Consider the following 20,776-nt stretch of genomic DNA (forward strand, 5'->3'; position numbering starts at 1 on the left):
GCAAGGCGGCCTTCGCCGGCTTTCAGTTACCCACATCGTCGGCGTGTTCCGATTGAGATGCCGAAGCCGATGTCATTGAGGCGCGTCACGCCTCGCCAAACGACCATGTTTCCAGGTGGCGGATCGTGGTTTCGTGCGAGGTAGCCGCCGAGCATGGCGATTTGGAGCAGATAGGTGGCGAGGGTCCTGCGCAGGATGCGCGGCTTGCTCCGCGCCGCGTTGATGGCATCAAGCGTCGCGATTTCGGTTGGGGTGAGGGCTGTCTCCGGTTCAGCCTCGGGCTTTTCTCGTGCGGACATGGTGAGGAAGAAGATGCGCCAACTGACCATCGCGATGAGGGCAAGGAATTTTGCCAGCCGCTCGGCGGTCTCAAGCCTCGCCTTTTCAGCGCGGCAGCCAGACTTCATCACCTTGTGGAACACCTCGGCCTTCCAGCGCAGGGAATACCATTCGAGCTTCTCGATAGCGGTGGTGAAATCTCCGACCGGGAGATTGGTCACCAGCTTCCAGTCGATCGGCGGCCGGTCCACCGGTGGGTCGATCTCAAGGGCGTGGATGTAGGTGAGAGGCTGAGGACTATATCGCTTCTGCTTGCCGACGGGCGGCAAGGTCTCGATGGCGGCGAACTTCACGTGCACGCACGCAGTCTCGTCCTGTCCGATCGCGACGCAATGGCGTCCCGCCCAAGGCGCAGCCGAGAGCTGGGCGAAGACCCGATGCGCGCCATCCTGCGGCTCTGTGCCAGCGGGCACGGCGGCCAACCGATTAGTCTGCACCCGCACCAGAAAGCGCGTGCCGAGATCCTGCGCCAGGCAAAAGAGCTCGTAGATGTCGCTCTCACGGTCGGCCACATGCACGCAGCGTTCCGGCGTGCCCACGAGCGCCATCGACTGGCGCAGGTTCTCCAGCCAGCGATAGCTTTCCTTCGTCTCAATCGGCACGCGGGTGGGGTTCACATGCCGCTTAAGCGTCCAGGTCCCCTTGAACTTCGTGCGTGTCCAGAACTTCGCTGCTGTCAGCCCGAGCGGCGTGCCGCTAAGGGTTATAGCCAGGCTGGAATGCATGAGTATACCGCACAAGGTCACCACGTTGGGCTGACCCGCCTTATAACGCCCGGCGTTGATGGTCTTGGTGAAGCCGATTTTGCCCGGCTGCGCGCGGCTGTAGATGAACTCGGTAGTATCCTGCAGGATGAGGATTGGTCCTGGGCTCGACGCGCAGCGCATGGCGGTCGCGGCAAAATGGCCGGCCAGCATCCCATGCTCGGTGACGCGCGGGTTATCGAAGAAACGATAGGCCGCTTTTGTCGCCGCCCAGTCGCCGCAAGCGGCCGGGACGGGTTGGCCAGGTGCCGCCGACACTTGATCAAGCAGACGGTGAAACCGGCGCGCCAGTCGTTTGTCCGGCAGCCCTGCAGAAATGACTTCATCGTCATGCCAGCCTGCAGCGCCGGCTCCCGTGTCCCCGCTCATCCGTGACGCCTCCGCGAATCGACGTCACAGACAGAATCACAGAAGATTCAATTGGTGCAAATCCCGCGTAGGAGATGTGGGTAACTGAAAGCTTCGCCGGAGGCGTACGCTTCAACAATACAACAATAGCGCAGGTATTCGACATCGCCATGGCCTGGCTCGACGACCATCCAGAAGAGCGGCCTCGCCCAGCGGCGAAACTTGTTGGCTTAGCACTTGCAGAGGCTTGGCCCTGCAACCAGGGAAGGCTGGGTCGCACATCTTTGCAATCACGTGCGCGGATCATTTGCGCCAAAGGCTGCCATTCGTTCCGGGCCAACGCAATCTTTCCAAATCCTGCCTCATCCTCCCCATCGTCACTCCTAGACGGCCTATTCGACCTCCTAAGATGTGCTTTCGTAGATGAACTGTTGCGCGGTCCGGCTTTTGACGGCAAGGATTGACTCGGCGCTTCGGATTTCTTTGGAAATCTTGAGGTGGGGAAACAACGAACTCGGAGCAAGCTGGTGCGGCGCTGTTCGGCCAAGCGCTGGCATTTAACAACTCACGCATGGCAGCAGCTCTACCAGACACTCTAGACGACTGGATCACCGTGGGCTCGCTGCCTGGCAGCGAAGGCCTCTATTTCCTAGGCACGTTCGAGCGACGCATCACATTCTATTCTCAGCAGGTTCGTGCATTCCGCTTGGTCAGAGCGCTGCACGAGCGAGGCATCCTTAAGCCGAACGACACTATAGCCGTTGTCGGTGGTGGCGCCGCAGGAGTGACTTGCGCATTGGCGCTGGGGCTTCTGGACTACGACGTCAGCCTGTACGATCCCGCGGTTGAAGTCCTTCAACTTCAGAGCGCCTCTCCTCGCCTGCTCCATCCGCACATCTACGAATGGCCGGCGCTCGGTTCGCTGGACAAAAGCGCCGGGTTGCCTTTTCTCGACTGGGACCTGGATACCGGCAGGCCGATCGCCAAACGGCTCGCAACCGAATTCCATAGCCATAAGGCCATGCTCCCCAAGGTCATCTGGCAACATGAAAAGCGCCTCGACAAGTTGGAAAAATCGGACGCCGAATGGAGGCTGACCTTTACTGATGGCGCAACAAGGATCGTCCAGAAGGTCTTTCTCGCCATTGGCTTTGGAGATGAACGAACGGTCGGGTCGGCAGACACCTACGACTACTGGAAGGAGCGCGGAGTTGGGACGACCGCGGTAGAGGCCAATCCTCCAGCGACCTACCTCGTGAGCGGCAACGGCGATGGCGCCTTGACCGACATCCTCAATCTCCTCATCAAGGAGTTCGAGCACGTTCCATTTACGCAGACGTTCCTAGGGTACTTCAACCAGGACATTCTGCGAACCACTGTCCTGAAGGCCTACGATGGTTTGGCGCCAGAGGCAGACCTCGAGCCGGTTCTTGAGACGGATGTCCTCACGACCTTTCGTGAGCGAGGAATTCTTGACAAGCTGGTACCACAGCTCCGGACCGATCGGCTGCTGACGGTCAACTCCAGCGGGCCCTTATTCTCAGTAGGTAAGGCAGCACAGCTCAATCAAGCCATGGTCTTCGCGGTGTTACATGCGGCTGAGCAGGCCGGGATCGTGCTCCGCCGCAGCTCAGGCAAGATCGAAAATGTAATTAAGCATGCAGATGGCCTCGAGCCTGCCGGCATAACCTTGGGCGGCGCTCCCCTTGTGGAGCGGTTCCATCATGTGATCCTGCGGCACGGCCCCAACAAGGAAGAGCGGTATCACCCGGCCAAAGTGCAGTTTGACGAGTACCAGAAGGTGTCCACGGACCGGTTCAAAGCGCAGCCCGAACTGCTTGTCCCGCCCACGCTTGATGCCGAAACCTACACGGTGTTTTTTGACTTGTGGCTGCAGAAGCTTGCCGACGCCGCCAGACGGTTGCAGCTCGCTGGGCGATCCGCCCTTGAGGCCTCAACCATTTTGGTCACTTGGGACGTGGCGACCCAGACGTTGGTGCAGCGCGGCAAGGTCTTGCTTGAGGAGCTCGTGAGACAGTGCGAGTCCGCGGCCGCTCCTATCGTCGTGCAACTAGAGGTGCCACCGGACAAGCTAGACGCTGATGACATGGTCCGCTTGAGCAAAGCCAGTGGGGGCAAGATCACCCTTAGCCTTGGAGCAACCGTGCAAGATGCGTGGAAATCCAGGCTGCCCAACGCCGCTGCCGCTATGACAGCAGCGTCGCGCTATCCCTATCGTTTGGTCAGCACGATCAGCATCAGAGAGCATGTCGATGCCTCCCTCGTCCGCCAATTGGAAGCCATACTCGTAGCAGCGCAGGCTGTTGGCACGTGCGATACCTTGGGAAAGATCGCAGCAGATGTTTTTGCGGAGGTACTCGCCACCTGGGCGGGATGGCGCCAGACACTCGACGCGTCACCTGCCCTCCGCCGCGATTTCCTTGCTTGGTTGGGTAATATCGGCCCCGAGAGCGCAAAGTCATGGAGCGGTGACGTAGCGGTGCTTGAGCGCATGGCGGGCGCATTGGTGCTGATCCTAGCCACCCACCTCGGTGAGCCACTCCAGCCGGCATCTGTGCCCAGAGGAAATCTTAGCTTCGACGAGAACGGGCATGCACTGGGTTCGTCCGCTGATAAGTTGGACGATGGCGGCCTGCTCACTGAATGGAATTTGCCCGAACATTGGGACGTCGACGCTCTCATCCTCTCCCGCAGCTCCGAGGTATCCGTCACAGGACCTGACGACACGATCCTGAACGGCGGAGATCCCGGAACCGGGCTTGATATAGCGCGAAGGACCAAGCCGGCGATCGTCCGCAACGATGGGCCGTGGCGCACGGCACTCAAGACGGGGCTTCCTGCGTGGAAAGCCGCTGTGAAGGAAGAATTCCAGGCGTGGCGTGAGCGGCAGGACAACGATCGCGACAGGGTACTGACATGACACCTGAGGTTTTGAAGTCCCTGTTGGCCACCGCGACGGAGCAACTGGGTTGGCGAGCTGACGAGGTCAAAGACTTCACCTCACCGACGTTTCGCAGCCGGACGACTGAAGCCGAGACAAAGGCGATACCTGGTCTATTTGGCCTCCGCCTAGGTCAGTACCCGGTGATCGTCGCGCCAATAGCGCTCGACACGGTGGAGGGCGTTACGGCTGCACTCAAAAGGCTGCATGCCCAGATGGTGGTCGCCAGGTCGTATATGTACGAGCGAGAGGTCATCAATGCACACCTGCTTCTGTGCGCGACCTCTCCTACTCCGACAGGGGACTGGGCGCGGCTGGTCGACCTCATCGAACGTGACGAGACCGTCTGTCGGAAACTGGTTTGGATCCCGAAACAGACGGCGGTGCAGGAGTCATTCGACGCCTTCCTGGCGAGAACGTTTCTGTCGATGCCATGGGAGCATGTGACGGCGGTGAGTGACGCTCAGCTCGATAAGACGCACGAGTTGGCTCAGCGCCTTCTCGAGAAGTATGGGCTCGGTCAGGATGTAGCGCAGCAGTGGGTTTCGCTCGCCGAGCAGTTGATAGACGACCCCGAGAGCCTCGTGACAGAACTTGTCCTGACCAGAGAGGCGTCGAAATGAGCGGCGTTTACCTTACCCGCGTTCGGCTCGAACAGTACCGAACCTTCAGACAGTTGGATATTCGCCTCCGAGACGGACCCGGCGTGCTCATCGTTCAGGGCAGCAACGGTATCGGTAAGTCCTCACTATTCGATGGCCTTGAGTGGGCTCTGACGGACAGGATTGACCACTTCCGTGATGCCGACGGCGTCAAAAAGGTTGGCAGCTATCTTTGCCGGTGGCGCGAAGGAACGCTTGGCCCCACGTCCGTGACCATAGACTTCACTGGCGAGAAAAGTGTTTCGCGCACCCTGTCCTCTTCCGATGCTACCAAGTCGGTCACTGGCGGCAACATCGACGACATTACGGAATTCCTAAAAGACGAGAACTGGGGCCGGAGCATTTCTGGGCTCTCAAGGTACTTGCTGCTCACCCATTTCCTCGGACAGTCCACGATGTCCCGGCTCACGAACCGAGATCCCGGCGAGCGATTCGATATCCTGAAGGAGGCAGCCGAAAGCAAAGAGATCGAAGACGTCGCGAATGCTCTCCATGGTAAGGGCAATACGAAAGCCGTCCGGGCCTATAACGGCCGGATCAAACTGCTGAATGACGAGGTCGTCGCTCTCCAGGCTATTCTCGACACAGAGGCGAACCTCTGGGCAGGGCTGACCGGAGTTGGCGCCTGGGATGACGCTGCCGCCACCGAGGCAACCCATGCCATTTCGCGGCTGCTGGATGACGCGGCGGGCAACAAGTCTCAGACGCCAGTAGTTGCCTTCGATCAGAACACGATCTACGCGTTGGACGAGCGTCTCAACGAGCAGCGGACACGACTGCGGAGCCTAGAAACAGGTCTGGGCGACGCGACGTCTGCACTTGAGGAATGGGAAAGTGCGACGCGGCAAGTGCTGGAGCGTGAGGCTGCAAAGGCGATCGCTGACGGGCAGGTAACGACACTGACGTCACAACACGCGGAAACTTCGGCGTCACTGGAGAAGGCTAAGGCTGAGGAGGCCAGCGCGACCGGCTTGGCAGAAGCGCACCGAGACACCCTTACTCTACTGACCGGCCTGCGGGACGCACGGATTGCCCAGGCAGCCGCGCAGATCCGCAAGGAAGCAGCGGACGCTGCCCGAGCGGGGGCTCAGGAGGCAGTCGCCCACGAAAACTTAACCGTGGAGGCCTTGGAACGTCGGTTGCAGATCGTGCGTCGAATTGAAAAAGATGTTGGCCGGCTCGATGAAAGGGGGCAATTGGCCCAGACCGAGAGACGCAACGTGGGGCTGTGGCTTGCTCGGGATACCAAGATTGCGGAGCTGCAGGCAGCGATGCAGTCGTCCCAACTGCGCTTCCCCACTGTAGACGCAGACATCGAGCAGGCGGACGTATCGGCTCGAAACGCGAAGACACTCCTTGATGAGCAGAACGCCGTTCTTATCGAGTTGAGGAAGACGGTCTCGGAAATGTCGAGCGCGGTCGCTAGCGTCGCCGCCAACCTTCCGCACGATGCATGCGACTGTCCTGTTTGCGCGACCCACTTCGAGATTAAGGGCGAGCTACAACAACGGGCAGAAAGTGCGGCAGCCAGGTTGGCTCCCTTGGTGTTGGCGCAAGAGGAGCGTGTTCAATCTGCGTCGCAACGCTCGGAGACAGCCACCAACCGCCTCGACCAATTGAAGGCCGCCAAGCAAGAGCTGATCACGCTCACTGAGGAACTCCAATCCGAGGAACGCGCAAGGACTGAGGTGGGTATTGGCGTGTTCGGCGACGCCGCGGTTGACCGGGTGGTGGCCGAAGAGCGTCAGGGGCAACTGGGGACGAGCGCCGAAGAGATAGCAAGGTTGAGGCAGCGGAAGTGGTATTGGCGGAACCGGCTGAACGGCGATTTCTTCACGCCCGGAGGCGAACAGGCCACTGCCATCAGGAGGCGTGACCAGGCTCAGCTTCAGCTGAACGCCGCAACCCAAACACAGTCGACCATTGCAGCCGAGTTCGACGCCGCGGCATCATCCGTTCGCGAGCTCGTGGAAATCGTTGGTGATTTCGGCGAGACCCAGTTGGCGGAAGCGATCCGTGGGACTCAGAGCGATCTTTCCGCGGCTGAGGAGAAGAGCCGGCAGGCAACGCAGGCGCGGCAGTCCATTGAACAGCAATTGGCCTCGTTTGACGTTGCTCTCCCCGCAGCAAGAACGCGTCAACAACAGTCGGTTGATCAGGTCGCCGCCGCGGCGCGAAGAAAAGCCGACGCCGAAGAAACTTGGCGGAGACTTGCTTTCGCTCAATCGGAAGTACCCGACCCACTCTCGATCGCCGTAAGGACAACGACCATCGGCCGACTTCGAGAGACGTTAAGAGAAGCCGACGATTTGCTGAAGCAGCTGCGAGACGGTCGAGCTGCCAAAGCTCTGGTAGATAATCATCTGGCTGCATTAGAGCGGTTGCGGGCTGCGGTAAGTGGCGCCCCGAACAGCGAGAGACTGCAGCTTCGTAACGAGGCGCAGGATCGGGTGTCTGCCAAGGCTAGGCTCGCACAGGCAACCCGGGAGACTAAGGATATCGCCCAGGCCGCGAGCTCAGAAATTCTCGACGAACTGGCGGAATTCAACACCAGCTACATGCAGCCTCTCGACACCCTCATGAAGGCCATCAACATGGCAATCATGGGCGATCCGAGGGTGGGGTTGGAGTCATACGTTAAGAACCGTCGCGTCGAACAGCGGCCAACAAAAGAGGGAGAGGCCCTCCCTGCTGAGATCGCGTCAATAGATGCACGGTTGGTACACAGCGAAGGCCAGATGGCAGCCTTGTCTGTCAGTATGCTGTGTGCTGCCAGCCTGACCTACCCATGGTCTCGCTGGCGGGGGTTGGTCCTGGATGACCCGCTTCAGCACAACGACACCATCCACGCCGCCGCTTTCACGGATTTCGTCTGCAACCTTGTGGCGAGCCGTGGATATCAGGTGCTCTTGTCAACTCACGACCGCGCTCAGGCAGAGTTTCTGAGGCGGAAGATGGCATCTCGAAACCTGCCTTGCGCCGTCCTCAATCTGCTGGGGACCGGGCAAGACGGTGTCGAATGGACCTACCGATCGGCAGACAGCGTGGCGCCCTTAGTCGCATCCGCATAAGTTAAGCTCAAGCTTATCCTACGCACTCTGTGACCTCAGGGATGGAGCCCCACTGCCTATCTTTCGTTTCAGTCTTAAGTCGGGCCGGTGTTGGTCTGTTTCAGGCCAGATACAATCAGGCCGGCTCGCCAGCCGTTCGATGCCGCCGCTAGCGCTGCTCAGCGGCACCGGTGTTCACCAGGGAGTTTGTTGCAAGACACTACCTCAGAGTGCGATGAAATTCATCTATCGAACTGTGGTCGGAAACCATTAGTTTCGTCGCCGGAGATCACCCAATGGCATTTCGATTCGTACATACCGCCGACATTCATCTCGACTCGCCGCTGCGTTCGCTCGCGCTGCGAAACGCCGATCTCGCCGAGCTTGTTGGCGACGCCAGCCGCCAGGCGTTTGTCTCCATCGTGGATCTCTGCCTTGCGGAACGAGTCGATGCGCTGGTCATTGCAGGCGATCTTTACGATGGCGATCAGACGTCGATGAAAACGGCGCGTTTCCTAGCGTCACAAATGACACGCCTTCACCAGGCCGGCATCAGGGTCTTCAAGATCCGCGGCAATCACGACGCCCTATCGCGGATATCGAAACAGCTGACGTTCCCGGAGACAGTCACGATCTTCAGCGGCCGTCCCCAGTCGGTGCTGCAGACAGCCGGCGGGCTGGACGTCATGTTCCATGGATTGAGCTTTGCCAGTCCCAAGGCGCCGGAAAGCCTGTTGCCCAAGTATCCAGCTGCCCGTGAAGGAGCGGTCAACGTGGGCATCATGCACACCAGCCTGGCCGGATCGCCCGGTCATGACGTTTACGCCCCTTGCAACATCGCTGACTTGCACAGCCATGGCTATGACTATTGGGCGCTTGGTCACATCCATCTCCGCCAAGTTCATCCAGGAACCAGCACGGTGGTGATGCCAGGAATACCGCAGGGCAGGGACGTCAACGAAGCCGGCGAGAAATCCGTCACACTGGTCACGATAAGAGACGACCGCTCCATCGAGATCGAGGAAAGGCTGACCAGTATCGCGCAGTTTGAACGGATGAACATCGACCTGACCGGGACGGTGGAATGGCCTGAAGTCGTTGGGCGTGTCCGATCCGCGCTCGAAGATCTTCGGGCTTCCGTGAAATCCCGTCATGCCGTGGTCCGTCTCGGTCTGACCGGGACCTCGCCTTTGTCGTGGGCGCTGATCCGCGATAGGGATCTGCTGCTAGCCGAGGCCGAGCAGGCTGCGGAACAGACGGGAGACACATGGGTGGAAAAGCTCGAGCTTGACCTCGCTCCGCCCAGGACAGAAACAGTCGAAGGCGTCGCGGATCCGATTTTCGAACTCGCTCAATCCATGCACGCCGATGCCAGTTCGGAAGCGTTCCGAGCCGAGGCGAGGGCGTTCGTTCACAAGATGATAGCGGATCTCCCAGCCGAAGGACGCGACTTCGCCGGGAAGGACGAGGTTGCGCTGGAACTGTTTCTCGACAGGGTGCTCGCCAGCAGCACCGACCTGGTCACGGCACGCCTCAAGGCAGGTGGCTCGCAATGAGGCTCCGGCGCCTTGACCTCATTCGCTATGGGAAGTTCACCGACCGGACGATCGACTTCGGGCCAAAACCGGAGTCAGGGCCCGACCTGCATATCGTGTTCGGTCTGAACGAGGCCGGCAAGTCGACAGCGCTCTCCGGCTATCTGGACTTGCTGTTCGGCATCGAGGAACGCAGCCGCTACAATTTCCTGCACGAGTACGGCGCCATGCGCATTGGCGGGGTGCTCGAATTTGCAGAAGCGCAGCACACGCTCACACGCACGAAACAGCGCAGCAACTCGCTGCTGAACGAGATGGGCCAGCCGGTCAGCGAAATGGCGATCACGGCACATCTCGCCGGCCTGTCTCGCGATGCCTACACGACCATGTTCTCGCTGGACGACGAGACGCTGGAGGCGGGCGGAAAATCGATACTGGAGTCGCGTGGCGACCTGGGCAAGCTTCTGTTCACGGCCAGCGCCGGTCTTGGGCATGCAAGTGACACATTGAGCGGCCTCGAGGCCGAAGCGGACGGACTCTATCGGAAGCAGGCGCACGGAACCGAACTTGCGTTGCTCAAGAGGCGCCTTACGGATCTCAAGTCGCGCAGGGACGAAATCGACACATTGGCGTCAACCTACGAGAGCCTTGAAGCCGAACGGTTAGACGCGACGGAAAAATACGACCGCACCATCGCCGAACGATCGGTGCTGTCAGCACGGCTCGATGGCATTGCCAGGTACCTCCGCGCGGGTCCGATCCTGGCGGATATCCGGCGCAAAGGGGCTCAGCTGGCCGAGCTGCCGGACATTGCTTCGCCCCCACGGACCTGGACAGGCAGCGTCACCGAATTGATCGATGACGACGCCAGTCTGAGAACGCGGCTGTCCGGGAACATCGACGAGGTCGAGCGCCTGACAGCGAAGATCGCCTCAGTCGACGTGGACGAAATGATCCTTGCGATTTCCGAGCGCATTCGAAGCCTGGGGGAAGGCAAGGTGCGCTACGTCTCTGCTGGCCTGGACCTGCCCAATCGGAGGATGGAGTTGCAAATCCTCAACAACGCCGTGGCGACCTGCCTTGCCGCGCTGGGACGGTCTACGGAGCGAGACGCTGCCGTGCTGCTGTTGCCTGCCGCCACTGTTGGCGTTGTCCGAGCCATGGTCGAGCAGCGATCTGGAATTGCCACTGGTGTGCGAGCCGCTCGCGACGAAGCAGCAGCTTCCCTCGATGCGCTTCAGACCGCACGAGAGCGGGTTGGGGAAGAAAGAGCGGTGCCCGAACCTGCCAGGGCAAGGCTGAGCACGGCTTTGTCCAAAGCGAGCAGGAGCGGGCATCTCGTAGACATTAGAACAGCGCGCGAGGCGGAGGACACGGCGAAAGTCCGCTGGCAGGCGGCACTTGGACGGTTGCACCCATGGTCTGGAAATGCGCGGGCGCTGGCCGGCATCTCCGTTCCCAGCGCCAGGCAGATTGGCGCCTGGAAAACGCTGGCGGCAGAGCTTGGCAGGAACAGAGCCGTCCTTTCGGAGCGTCTTGCCGAATGGGAGGGCAATCACGCCTTGCTCTCGGCACGATTAGGCGCGCTTCGTGCTTCGGTCGATGTCGCCGACGATGAAGCCGCTGCCGCCATCCGGCGTGCCCGAGATGACGCCTGGGCAAAGCACCGCGGAGAGCTAACCGGCGAAACAGCTGACGATTTTGCCGTGTCGTTGGCGCGCGATGACAGTGCTGGAGCGGGCCGATTGGCTGGCGCGTCCGAGCTTGCCGATATCCGGACAACAACGCGCAGCCTCGCTGAAGCCGCTGCCGACGTCTCGCGCATGCGCGAGCAACTTGCACGGGTCGACACGGACGTGGACACCGCAGCGTCGGAAATACGCGCGGCAGCAAGAGATTTTCTCGGAGAACGCTTGGAACCCCCGCCTGGAGATCTAATCGAACGGGTCGAGGACCTGATCTCTGCTCGCACCGATGCGCTCGCAGCCTGGGAGGAGATCGAGCTTGCTCACAAGAAGGCTGAGCGGGCGGCCGATGAGGGGGAGCGCACGCGCCTTGAGTTGAGCGGGGCGCTGGAGAGCGTCGGCATAGGTTCCGATCCCGGCGATAGCTTGGAGACGATCGCGGCCGTCGCAGAGCTGTTCGTCGACCGGCAGCGCAAGGTCGACGCCCAATATGCCGAGGCGCTCAAAACAGTGACCGCCAGGGAAGAAGATTTGGCCGCCAGACGACGCGCTGTGGGCGTGGCAGAGCGGCGTGAGGAAGAATGGCTCGCGGGCATTGCCGAAGCGCTCAAGGGCACCTGGCTCGAGAGCGGACTTTCCGCGTCCGGCGTCGGCGCTGTCCTCGATCATTTGGCAGAATTGTCCAAAAGTCTCCAGGAGCGGGACGCCCTGCAGCTGCGCATCGGGAAGATGGAGGCGGACAGGGATAATTTCATTGTCGAGGTCACCGCTGCTGCAGCTGAAGCCGGGGAACCCGCAAACAGCGACGAACCGGAGCAGTTGGCGATCCGACTTGCCGAGCGCCTGGAGCGCGCCGAGCGCACGCGTGAAACCAAGGCAGACTTCGCCAACGACTTGAAGCGCCTGCAGGATACACGCGACATCCTCGACGCTGAGATTTCGGCACATGAGCGCCGCAAGAACGACGTCCTGACCGTCTTTGGCGTGCCTACGCTTTCGCAAGTCGTGGAACGTGACGAGCTGCTGCGCGACAGGGATCGTCTGCGTACCGCGGTGGCCGAACTTAAGGAGCGGGTGTCGGCCGAACTCACGCTCGAAGGGTTCGAGCAGGCCCGCTCGGTGTTGGATGGGCTCGATTTCGACAGCCTCATGGTCGAGCAGGCTGAAGGCGAGCAGCGACTTCGGGATCTGGACGAAGCGATACGACAACAGCTTATCCGGCAGACGCGCGCGGCCGACAAGCTGGACGCCATTGGCGGCGACAGCGCTGTTGCCCGAATAGACGCCGAACGTCGTACCGTCCTTCTGGAAATCGAGGACAAGGCCGTCCGCTACATCGAGCTGAAACTGGGAATAATGTCGGCTGGGAGCGCTCTGCGCGTATACCGCGAGCGTCATCGCTCCGGGATGATGGGGAGGGCATCCGACGCTTTCGCGCTCATCACGCGCGGCCAGTACTCGGGGCTGGCAACCCAACCTGTCAAAGGCGGCGAAGTGCTCATCGCATTGCAGCGCGACGGTCAATCCAAGATCGCCGACGCGCTGTCCAAGGGCGCACGTTTTCAGCTCTACCTGGCGCTCAGGCTTGCGGGATACTACGAGTTCGCCCAGTTTCGACCGTCAGTGCCTTTCATCGCCGACGACATTATGGAAACCTTCGATCATGTCCGGTCCGAGGAGGTTTTTCGGTTGTTTGGGGCGATGGCGAGTGCAGGCCAAGTGATCTACCTCACGCATCACCAGCATCTATGCGAGATCGCCAAGGCTGTTGTGCCGGGCGTAACGATCCACGAACTCGGATAGTTGCGCATGTTTATTGTCTGGGGTGACTGAAACGTCCTGAAACTGGCGGACGAGGCGGGATGCGCAAGCGGCGATACGTGCCGCCGAGGGTAGCGCCTAAGCAGGCTGAGTTTGACTCAGTGTCGCCAAACCTGCGGGCGTTTTTGTTTCGTCCCGGCGGGCTTGGGGTTCGACAGCGATCGCGTTCAGCGAAGCATTGCCGAGCGCCTACTAGGTCAGCAGTTTGTTTGACGATCTGTCATTTTGCGGCGATGATCGCCGTAAATTTGGTAAATTGTAAACCAGCGACGAGTGTGCTAGTTTATAGAAACCACGGAATGCGGCGATCATCGCCGCATTGGTAGCGATCTAATAAACCATGCCAACGAATGCCGAACGGAGACAATTTCTGCAAAACCTGATGCCCGAGGGGCTGCCGGTCACGAAACAATGGCTGGAGAAGCAGAACCCGGACTTCGATCGCCACGCGCTCGATAATCTGGTTAAAAGCAGGCAGCTCACGCCGCTCGCATCCGGTGTCTATATACGCCCCGGTACACACCTGACATGGCAGGGCGTCGTCGTCGCGTTGCAGACCATCTTCCGCACGGATTTAAGCGTTGGCGGGCTGACAGCGCTCGAATTGCAAGGCTTTGCGCACTACCTGCCCCTGTCGCAGCAACGCGCAGTCCACCTCTATGGCAAAGACGCTTTGCCAGCTTGGCTACAAAATGCGCTCCCTACAGTGCAGTTCGTCCGCCACAACCGTCTTGCCTCGCTCGGTGGCGCCGGGCTCGCATATCGCGAGTACGACACACACGAGCGATCTCTTGTAGATGTCAACATACCGGGTCAGCGGGCAAGCGCTTGGCCGTTCGCCATGTCTTCGCCCGAGCGGGCTTATCTCGAGGTGCTCATGGACGTGCCCGGCGCCATCTCCTTCGAGCATGCGGACCAGCTTCTTCAGGGTATGACAACGCTCTCGCCAAAGCGCATGGAGCAGCTCTTGCGCAAATGCACGAACGTCAAATTGCGCAGGCTGTTCTACTGGATGGCCGAGCGTCATTCCTACGCCTGGCTGAAGAAACTGCCCAAGCCAGAAGCGCTCGATGAACTTGGCCTTGGCAGCGGTAACAGAGTGCTGGCCAGAGGCGGCAGACTCGATCCAAAATACCGCATAACGGTTCCGGAGGAGATGTGGACACCAACAGCCCTTACTACAGACAAGTCCGGCTCCTGACCCGCATCCTGCCGCTGGTGGCGGAAGAAAAATGCTTTGCCCTGAAAGGCGGCACCGCCATCAATCTTTTCATCCGCGATCTGCCAAGGCTTTCTGTCGACATCGATCTTGTCTACCTGCCGATGGATGATCGCGATGAAGCACTCCGCAAAATCGCCGAGGCCCTCTCGCGCATTGCGAAGGCCATCGCCAAGGCGCTGTCCGATACCGAGATCATTCGATCCTACGAGGACCAGATTGATGCGCTACGTCTGTTCGTCACGCAGGGGGGCGACCGCGTCAAGATCGAACTCTCGCCCGTGCTGCGCGGCTCCGTATTTCCCGTGGAATTGCGGGAGGTATCGCCGGTGGTCGAAGAGCAGTTCGGCTACGTCGAGATGCAGCTCCTTTCGATCCCTGATCTTTATGCGGGAAAAATTTGTGCGGCGCTCGACCGGCAACATCCGCGCGACCTCTTCGATGTCAAACTGCTGCTCGAGAACGAAGGGCTGACCGAGGATTTGGTGAAGACCTTTATCGTCTATCTCATCAGCCACAACCGGACCATGGCTGAGCTCCTTCAGCCAACCCGCAAAGACATTGCCGGCATCTACGAAGGTGAATTTCTGCGCATGTCCCAGGTCGAGGTCAGCCTTGATGAATTGCTCGACGTTCGCGAGCGACTGATCACAAGGCTCAATCAGGCATTGACCGATGATCAGCGAAAATTTCTGCTCTCCTTCAAGGCGCGTCGCCCGCAATGGGATCTGCTCGGCATCGAAGGGGCGGATGAGCTGCCCGCAGTTCGATGGAAGCTGCACAATCTCGAACGCATGCCAGAAGAACGGCACCGCCGGGCTTATGAGAATTTGGAGCGCGTGCTCGGCCAGAAGGGCAAATAAGCGAGACTGCCCACGAATACGGCCGATCCCTTGTCACCGCCACGACATCGGGATGTCTTCAAGACGTGGAGAGGGCTGCTCCCTCTGATGTGTCAAGGCAAGCGAGGAGCGGGGCGATTTTTCCCCGCTTAAGCAAAGCCACCGCCTGGATGAGTTTCCCGAGCTCAGCTCGCGAAAGGATATCGCGCCCGAGATCGTGGAGTTTGTCCTCGACGGCGGATTGGTCCATCGGATTGTTGGCGTCGCCGAGAGGTCGGGGCACATCGACGACGCGTTCGCGTCCGCCAGCAACCATCGTCACCCGCGCCGGCGTGCGCTGCGGGAAGATGCCGGTAAGTTCATCGGGGTAGCGGATTTCCACTTTCTGTCCGAGCGCCACCACCTCTGGATCTGAAAGGGAGTGAGGGCGCAAGGGCCGGAACGCTTCCGCTCCTCGCAGTGCCGCAAGTGCGGCCGCAAAGGGGACCGAAAACTGTCCCCCTTCAAGCGACTTCGGCGCGCTCTCGTTGGGCAGCTTTCGCGCTTCGGGAAAAATCTCAACGTCAATCCGGTCAATCGGCTCACCTCGGTCACGGTCTGAAACCAGCGCAAGCACGGCGTCGATGACGGGATGCGTGTAACGGCACGCAGCATAAGGTTTCAGATAGGTCTCAGCGATCAGCCAGCGACTTCCAAGATCGGCGGTGATGGCGCCGACATTGTAGGCGTGAGCGCGGTCCAGCATGTCGATCGGGCCGCTCATGCCACAGCCGGCCCGGTCAACGGCGAACCGCGCCGTCACCGTCGACCAGGGGCTGCTGCCCTTGACGGAACTGGCCTGGCAGTCGCCTTGCGGCAGGTTTTGCGGTGCCTCAGTGCCCGCTATCGCAATTGCGTGCGCAAGCTGATCCACCTGCATCCTGCGCAGCCAGCCGACTGCGGCGGCCACCCCGAACCCGGTCCATTGACCACTGGCAAAACTCATCGTGTCAGAGAAGCGGCGGGCGGCAGCGATCCGCAAAGCTACGTCATAACCGATCGCGGTGGCGGCCAGCACATCATGACCATCGCTGCCAAGGCTTGCCGCTTCCATCAGGACGGCTGGAATGATCGCAGCGCCGGGATGACCTGCCGCAAGACAATGGCCGTCATCGATGTCGAGGGAACTGGCAGCCGCGCAATTGGCAAACAAGGCGCCAAGGGGATGCAGCCTGGCATCCGTGAACCAGGCGTGTGCCAGACCGTCTCCAAAGCACGTTCGTGCGGCCGCGCGCGAGAGTTTGGCATTGTCGGTTGGCACTCCACCGATGATCGAGGCGAGTGTGTCGAGAATGGCGCGTTCGGTCTTTTCAACGACCAGATCCGACAGCTGTTCGTACCGCGAATTGCAGACAAATTCCGCCAATCGTTCCGCAACAAACTGCATCGATCCCTCCAAAAAATATACCTAGTATACCTAGTTCTTTCGCATGGGAAGGCGCCGTTCGGAAAATTCCCTGGCTAACCGCCAAAATGATCTATGCAGAACGCCAGAATGTGCTGATCACCGATCGGGCCGCGAAAGATCGCGCCCGTGTCGACGAAACCCGCTTTGAGATAGACCGATGCCGCGTGCACATTGCGTTCGTTGACCGCAAGCATCAGCTGCCTGACGTCGGGGCGGTTCTGCCGCACCCAGGAAATGGCCAAGTCCGTTCCGGCCCGGCCATAGCCTTTCCCCTGGCATGCGCGGCAGATCCGGACGCTGTGCAGCGTAACCACGCCGCAAGGCGCCCAGTCTGGCACTGCCTCCTTCTCACGCAGGATGAAGAAGCCGACCGTCTTGCCGCGGGCGACAATTGCGAAGGGGTGTTGCATATCCGGGTACCGGCTGTTTTGCAGATCGTCGAAGATGGCATCCACAGCCCCGGCGAATTGCTCCTGTTCGGGGTCAAGCACCAGCTTTTTGATGGCGGCTCGGTCAGAGACGGTTACTGCGCACAGATCGATTTCATCCGGGTTGGCACGGCCCTGCGGTCCCCGCGAACCCTGAAATGCCTTCCTCCCGTAGTCCGATCGCGACTTCATCTACCCCTCCCTATTTCAAACGGCCCGGTCAGCGGATGTGCGCTCAGGATCGACACGATCATCGCGACACTGGGCGTCCCTCAGCCTTGGCGCCTCTCCTTTGCAGCCAAAGGATCGCGCAGCTCCCACAAGCAAACAGACCAGCGAGACCGAGGAAGATGTGCCGGGCAGGAACATCCCGGGCGAGGGTCGGGAGAAGGTAGATGACAACAGCCACCAGCCCGATCCCCGCGTCGATGTTGCTTCGGACGCGGCCAACCATTTGGTTGGACACAGTCTTGAGTATCGTCACATCGCTTGCCGCCCGAACCATCATGAAGGACAAGCCTACCAGACCTTGCCACAGCACAGCCTGAGCCATGGTTTGAGAGGTTGAAAAAGCGGCGGTAGCGACGGCAAGCAAAACAGTTCCAACGCCGATAAGGGCTCTTTCCCTTGCCACACCGGAAAGCCCGGCAAAAATGACGCTTCCGACCAAGCCTCCGCCCGAATACATCGCCGCGAGCCAGCCATAGAAATTGGGTGACAGCTTCAGGTCATAGCGTGCGAACCCTGCGAGAAGTGCATTGGATGCGTGCGCCGACGCGTAGGCCAGCAACAGACTGCAGCCGGCCACCTTGAGACGAGGGCTTCCGCCAATTTCCAGCAGACCGCCAACCAAGTCTTGCATGTGAGGCGCTCGGCTGGTGCGGTGTTCTTCACGGCTGAGAAAGCTCGTCAACACAGCAGCCACCATGGACGAGGCCGCACAGACGATCAGACTGCCGGTCACGCCTGACAGCGTGAGGCAAATCCCACCCAATGCAGCGCCGACAATGTTTCCGACCTGGCTGGACAAAATGCCAAAGGAAACGGTTCGCATAAGCAGGCCTGAACCCACCTGCTGGATCAAAGCCTGGCTGCTCGGATAGGACAACAGGGATCCGACGGAGACGAAGCATGCCGTGACGTAGAGGACAGTGATAGGGGTGTGTTCTGGAGAATGGACCCAGGCAATGAAGGCCAAAAGCCCGACGCCAGCGCCGTGAATTGTCTCACCTATTGCGAACAGCCGGCGGCGCTGGAAGCGATCTATGAGCGGTCCGATGAATGGGCCAAGCGTGAAAGCCAGCAATTGCCAGCAGATCAGGACTTTGCCGACCGAAGCGATTTCACCGGTGATCTGCAGTGCAAACCAGGAAACCAGAACGATGTACATGCTGCGCGCGCACTGCATGGCGAAAAGCATCGCGTAGATCGGCAGGACCGACTGACCCTGCCAGCGCGTTCTCGGAGACTGATACATCGGCCGCTCATGTCGAAAAACCACGACTCCGTCTCCTTTCGCGGCATGCAGGGGCGACCTGAGGGTCGGCGGGCCGGCCACAGCCAGTTTCGTTTCGCTATCAGTCCATTGCCGCAGAGATGTCGCCGCGCATTTGGCTCGGGACCTACGCCCTTCTCGACCACCGACGGCTATTCGACGATGGACCAGGGGGCACGCGGTCGTCCAAAACAGGATTTTCGCCCTGGCCCCGGCCCTGGCGTCGCTCACATCGCTGTCACGGCCAACACTTCATTGAGGCTTCTGCGTTTCCATAAAAACCGCGACCAACCCAGCATCGGCTCCTTTGGCGAGCTGACAGTCACGGGCCCTTCCGGCAAGGGGCTGGCCCAACCCGCAATTGCTTCAAGCCATTCCTGGTCGTAGACGGTTTCGACATATCTGTGTCCCTCATCGGGGAACATCGTGGCCACTGTCTTGCCAGGGTTGTTCCTGGACCACCATTCAGCGACCCGATAGGCCGCGCCACTGGTCGGCCCCATGAAAAGACCGTGCGTGCGATGAAGTTCATGCGTTGCATGGAATACTTCAACCGGCGGCAGCCAGTGAACTTCATCGAACTGGCTGTGATCGACATTGCCTGGAAGGATGTTGCCTCCAAGGCCGCTGAGATTGAGCTTGCCGCTCGGTTGGCCGAACAAAACGCTTCCCGGCGTATCGACGCCGATCGCATGAAGGTCTGGAAACAAGGTGCGCAGATAGCGGGCTGTCCCACTCATGGAACCACCCGATCCGACGGGACCAACCAGACAGTCCAACCTTCCAATCCTGTCCAGGAATTGTTCCGCCACCTTGGCGTAGGACAGCGGATTGTCGGTATTGCCGTATTGGGAAGGCCAGTAGGAGCCGGCAACATCTTTGAGATACATCTGCAGGCGGTCGAGCCGCGCCTGCTGAAGACCGCCACAGGAGGCCGGACTGTCCACAATCGTAACCTCGGCGCCCAGCTCGATCAGGCGTCGATGTAGATGGCGATCAAGCGCCCAGTCGCTGACGAGGATCAGCCTATATCCTTGCTGAACGGCCAGCATAGCCAGGGCAAGACCAAAGGTCCCCGACGAGGATTCGCAAATTGTTGTTCCTGGCTTCAACTGACCCTGCTCCGCGGCGCGCTCGAGCATGAACCGGGCCGGCAAGAGCTTCATCAAGAAGAAGCTGGCGCCGAAGAGGTTTTCGCGCAGCGGGACCAGACGCGGGCCTTCGAAATCTTCCAGTTTTCGCATCAGGGCACGGGTCGACATGGACTTCTCCTGCACGCCAGGCTGTCAATGGCGGAAGATTTTTGGCTCAAAATCGGATTGTCTCAACGCGCCTGTTGCGCGATCGATATTCACGGATGCCTTCTGGTCCATTGCATCAAACATCAGTCCGACGACCGTGCCGCTGTGAGCGACCTGGATGCCGATCGCGTCAAAGCGGGCACCGATCGTTTCGATCTCGCTCAGCCGTGGTTTCGGCAGAAAACGTTCGTTGATCCGGGCACTTGCCGTAGCAACCCTGCCCAACATGCGGGCGTCCGCATTCTTGATGGCTGTTCGCAACAGACTGCGAAGAGGGCGAAAGGTCTCTATCTCGAGCTGATCATAACGCGCCGGCTTGAATTCGAGCGTATCGACCATAACGTCAGGCGTCGTATCGATGCTGATGAAGTCGATGGGTGGCAATGCCTTGCGGAAGGCCTCCATGACGATGCCGTCACGGTGCGCAAACAGCACCGCCTGCTGCTTGAAAAGGGTGGAGTCACAAGCCGTTTCCGCACTAACAGCAATCCGCATGACATCGTGAGACGCCACCTCGATCCCCAACCAGTCCAATGCTGCCAGGATGCTCGCCAGAACATCGGCCGTGGAGGACCCCATGCCCCGGCCGATAGGGATGTTGCTGTCGATGGCCAAGTTGCCACCGGTTCCGGGGCGGCCGTATGCATTGATGGTCAATTCGGCCGCTCGCCTGGCTTTTTCTCGCGAGGCTGGCGTAACGCTCACATGATCGCTTTCGTTTGCCCTGAAACTGGCTTTGGACTTCAGTTGAGGGCAGGGCAGCGAGACCAGCGCGCGCCGCAGCTGGGCGCCATCGTCTTCAAACAGGCCTTGAACCAGCTCGCCGTGATGGCCGATGGCCTCAGCGTATCCCGCGCCGACAAGCATGGCATTCCTCC

General features: G+C 60.1%; 14 protein-coding genes. 8 read left to right on the top strand and 6 right to left on the bottom strand.

The window, feature by feature from the left end; translation table 11 throughout:
* Positions 1-26 precede the first annotated feature (26 nt).
* A complete protein-coding gene (locus GA829_RS34565; protein WP_195178188.1) occupies positions 27-1,472 on the bottom strand; it encodes an IS4 family transposase in 1,446 nt (481 codons plus the stop codon).
* 74 nt (positions 1,473-1,546) lie between these two features.
* On the opposite strand from GA829_RS34565, the gene GA829_RS37715 reads away from it, so the two are divergent.
* The 8 genes from GA829_RS37715 (at position 1,547) to GA829_RS34600 (ending at position 15,248) form a co-directional block, all read left to right on the top strand.
* The gene (locus GA829_RS37715; RefSeq protein WP_219738845.1) at positions 1,547-1,915 is read left to right on the top strand and encodes a Rap1a/Tai family immunity protein; all 369 of its coding nucleotides are present in this window, start codon (positions 1,547-1,549) and stop codon (positions 1,913-1,915) included.
* A gap of 107 nt (positions 1,916-2,022) precedes the next feature.
* Complete coding sequence (locus GA829_RS34570; RefSeq protein ID WP_195180269.1) at positions 2,023-4,392, top strand: ABC-three component system protein; 2,370 nt, start codon at positions 2,023-2,025, stop codon at positions 4,390-4,392.
* Positions 4,389-5,036, top strand: coding sequence for an ABC-three component system middle component 1 (locus GA829_RS34575; protein ID WP_195180270.1), 648 nt, complete (start codon positions 4,389-4,391; stop codon positions 5,034-5,036). Before GA829_RS34570 ends, GA829_RS34575 begins: the two co-directional genes overlap by 4 nt.
* Positions 5,033-8,146, top strand: coding sequence for an AAA family ATPase (locus GA829_RS34580; RefSeq protein WP_195180271.1), 3,114 nt, complete (start codon positions 5,033-5,035; stop codon positions 8,144-8,146). Before GA829_RS34575 ends, GA829_RS34580 begins: the two co-directional genes overlap by 4 nt.
* A gap of 275 nt (positions 8,147-8,421) precedes the next feature.
* Positions 8,422-9,681 carry a metallophosphoesterase family protein gene (locus GA829_RS34585; protein ID WP_195180272.1) on the top strand — a complete coding sequence of 420 codons (1,260 nt, stop codon included), beginning with the start codon at positions 8,422-8,424 and terminating at the stop codon, positions 9,679-9,681.
* Positions 9,678-13,148 carry an ATP-binding protein gene (locus GA829_RS34590; protein ID WP_195180273.1) on the top strand — a complete coding sequence of 1,157 codons (3,471 nt, stop codon included), beginning with the start codon at positions 9,678-9,680 and terminating at the stop codon, positions 13,146-13,148. Before GA829_RS34585 ends, GA829_RS34590 begins: the two co-directional genes overlap by 4 nt.
* Before the next feature lie 358 nt (positions 13,149-13,506).
* Positions 13,507-14,367, top strand: coding sequence for a type IV toxin-antitoxin system AbiEi family antitoxin domain-containing protein (locus GA829_RS34595; RefSeq protein WP_195180274.1), 861 nt, complete (start codon positions 13,507-13,509; stop codon positions 14,365-14,367).
* Positions 14,325-15,248 carry a nucleotidyl transferase AbiEii/AbiGii toxin family protein gene (locus GA829_RS34600; protein ID WP_195180275.1) on the top strand — a complete coding sequence of 308 codons (924 nt, stop codon included), beginning with the start codon at positions 14,325-14,327 and terminating at the stop codon, positions 15,246-15,248. The genes GA829_RS34595 and GA829_RS34600 overlap by 43 nt, the downstream gene beginning before the upstream one ends.
* Before the next feature lie 58 nt (positions 15,249-15,306).
* Here the strand turns inward: GA829_RS34600 and GA829_RS34605 are convergent, their stop codons facing one another.
* The 5 genes from GA829_RS34605 to GA829_RS34625 all read right to left on the bottom strand — a co-directional run bounded on the left by GA829_RS34605 (position 15,307) and on the right by GA829_RS34625 (position 20,765).
* Positions 15,307-16,653 (bottom strand): MmgE/PrpD family protein, encoded by a 1,347-nt coding sequence (locus GA829_RS34605; protein ID WP_195180276.1) that lies wholly within the window; start codon positions 16,651-16,653, stop codon positions 15,307-15,309.
* Between the two features lie 74 nt (positions 16,654-16,727).
* On the bottom strand, positions 16,728-17,294 hold the full coding sequence (locus tag GA829_RS34610) for a GNAT family N-acetyltransferase (RefSeq protein WP_195180277.1): 567 nt from the start codon (positions 17,292-17,294) through the stop codon (positions 16,728-16,730).
* 58 nt (positions 17,295-17,352) lie between these two features.
* Complete coding sequence (locus tag GA829_RS34615) at positions 17,353-18,579, bottom strand: MFS transporter (RefSeq protein ID WP_195180278.1); 1,227 nt, start codon at positions 18,577-18,579, stop codon at positions 17,353-17,355.
* Between the two features lie 245 nt (positions 18,580-18,824).
* Positions 18,825-19,859 (bottom strand): cysteine synthase family protein, encoded by a 1,035-nt coding sequence (locus tag GA829_RS34620; protein ID WP_195180279.1) that lies wholly within the window; start codon positions 19,857-19,859, stop codon positions 18,825-18,827.
* A 24-nt stretch (positions 19,860-19,883) separates the two neighbouring features.
* A complete protein-coding gene (locus GA829_RS34625; RefSeq protein WP_195180280.1) occupies positions 19,884-20,765 on the bottom strand; it encodes a GHMP family kinase ATP-binding protein in 882 nt (293 codons plus the stop codon).
* Between the last annotated feature and the right edge of the window lie 11 nt (positions 20,766-20,776).

Source organism: Mesorhizobium sp. INR15, assembly GCF_015500075.1.
Taxonomy (GTDB): Bacteria; Pseudomonadota; Alphaproteobacteria; order Rhizobiales; family Rhizobiaceae; genus Mesorhizobium.

What these genes read in the sequence shown, in the direction of transcription:
- GA829_RS34590 (WP_195180273.1), top strand. Translation starts at nt 9,678, where the DNA reads ATGAGGCTCCGGCGCCTTGACCTCATTCGCTATGGGAAGTTCACCGAC.
- GA829_RS34615 (WP_195180278.1), bottom strand. Translation starts at nt 18,579, where the DNA reads ATGTATCAGTCTCCGAGAACGCGCTGGCAGGGTCAGTCGGTCCTGCCG.
- GA829_RS37715 (WP_219738845.1), top strand. Translation starts at nt 1,547, where the DNA reads ATGTGGGTAACTGAAAGCTTCGCCGGAGGCGTACGCTTCAACAATACA.
- GA829_RS34595 (WP_195180274.1), top strand. Translation starts at nt 13,507, where the DNA reads ATGCCAACGAATGCCGAACGGAGACAATTTCTGCAAAACCTGATGCCC.
- GA829_RS34580 (WP_195180271.1), top strand. Translation starts at nt 5,033, where the DNA reads ATGAGCGGCGTTTACCTTACCCGCGTTCGGCTCGAACAGTACCGAACC.
- GA829_RS34585 (WP_195180272.1), top strand. Translation starts at nt 8,422, where the DNA reads ATGGCATTTCGATTCGTACATACCGCCGACATTCATCTCGACTCGCCG.
- GA829_RS34565 (WP_195178188.1), bottom strand. Translation starts at nt 1,472, where the DNA reads ATGAGCGGGGACACGGGAGCCGGCGCTGCAGGCTGGCATGACGATGAA.
- GA829_RS34610 (WP_195180277.1), bottom strand. Translation starts at nt 17,294, where the DNA reads ATGAAGTCGCGATCGGACTACGGGAGGAAGGCATTTCAGGGTTCGCGG.
- GA829_RS34570 (WP_195180269.1), top strand. Translation starts at nt 2,023, where the DNA reads ATGGCAGCAGCTCTACCAGACACTCTAGACGACTGGATCACCGTGGGC.
- GA829_RS34605 (WP_195180276.1), bottom strand. Translation starts at nt 16,653, where the DNA reads ATGCAGTTTGTTGCGGAACGATTGGCGGAATTTGTCTGCAATTCGCGG.
- GA829_RS34620 (WP_195180279.1), bottom strand. Translation starts at nt 19,859, where the DNA reads ATGTCGACCCGTGCCCTGATGCGAAAACTGGAAGATTTCGAAGGCCCG.
- GA829_RS34625 (WP_195180280.1), bottom strand. Translation starts at nt 20,765, where the DNA reads ATGCTTGTCGGCGCGGGATACGCTGAGGCCATCGGCCATCACGGCGAG.
- GA829_RS34575 (WP_195180270.1), top strand. Translation starts at nt 4,389, where the DNA reads ATGACACCTGAGGTTTTGAAGTCCCTGTTGGCCACCGCGACGGAGCAA.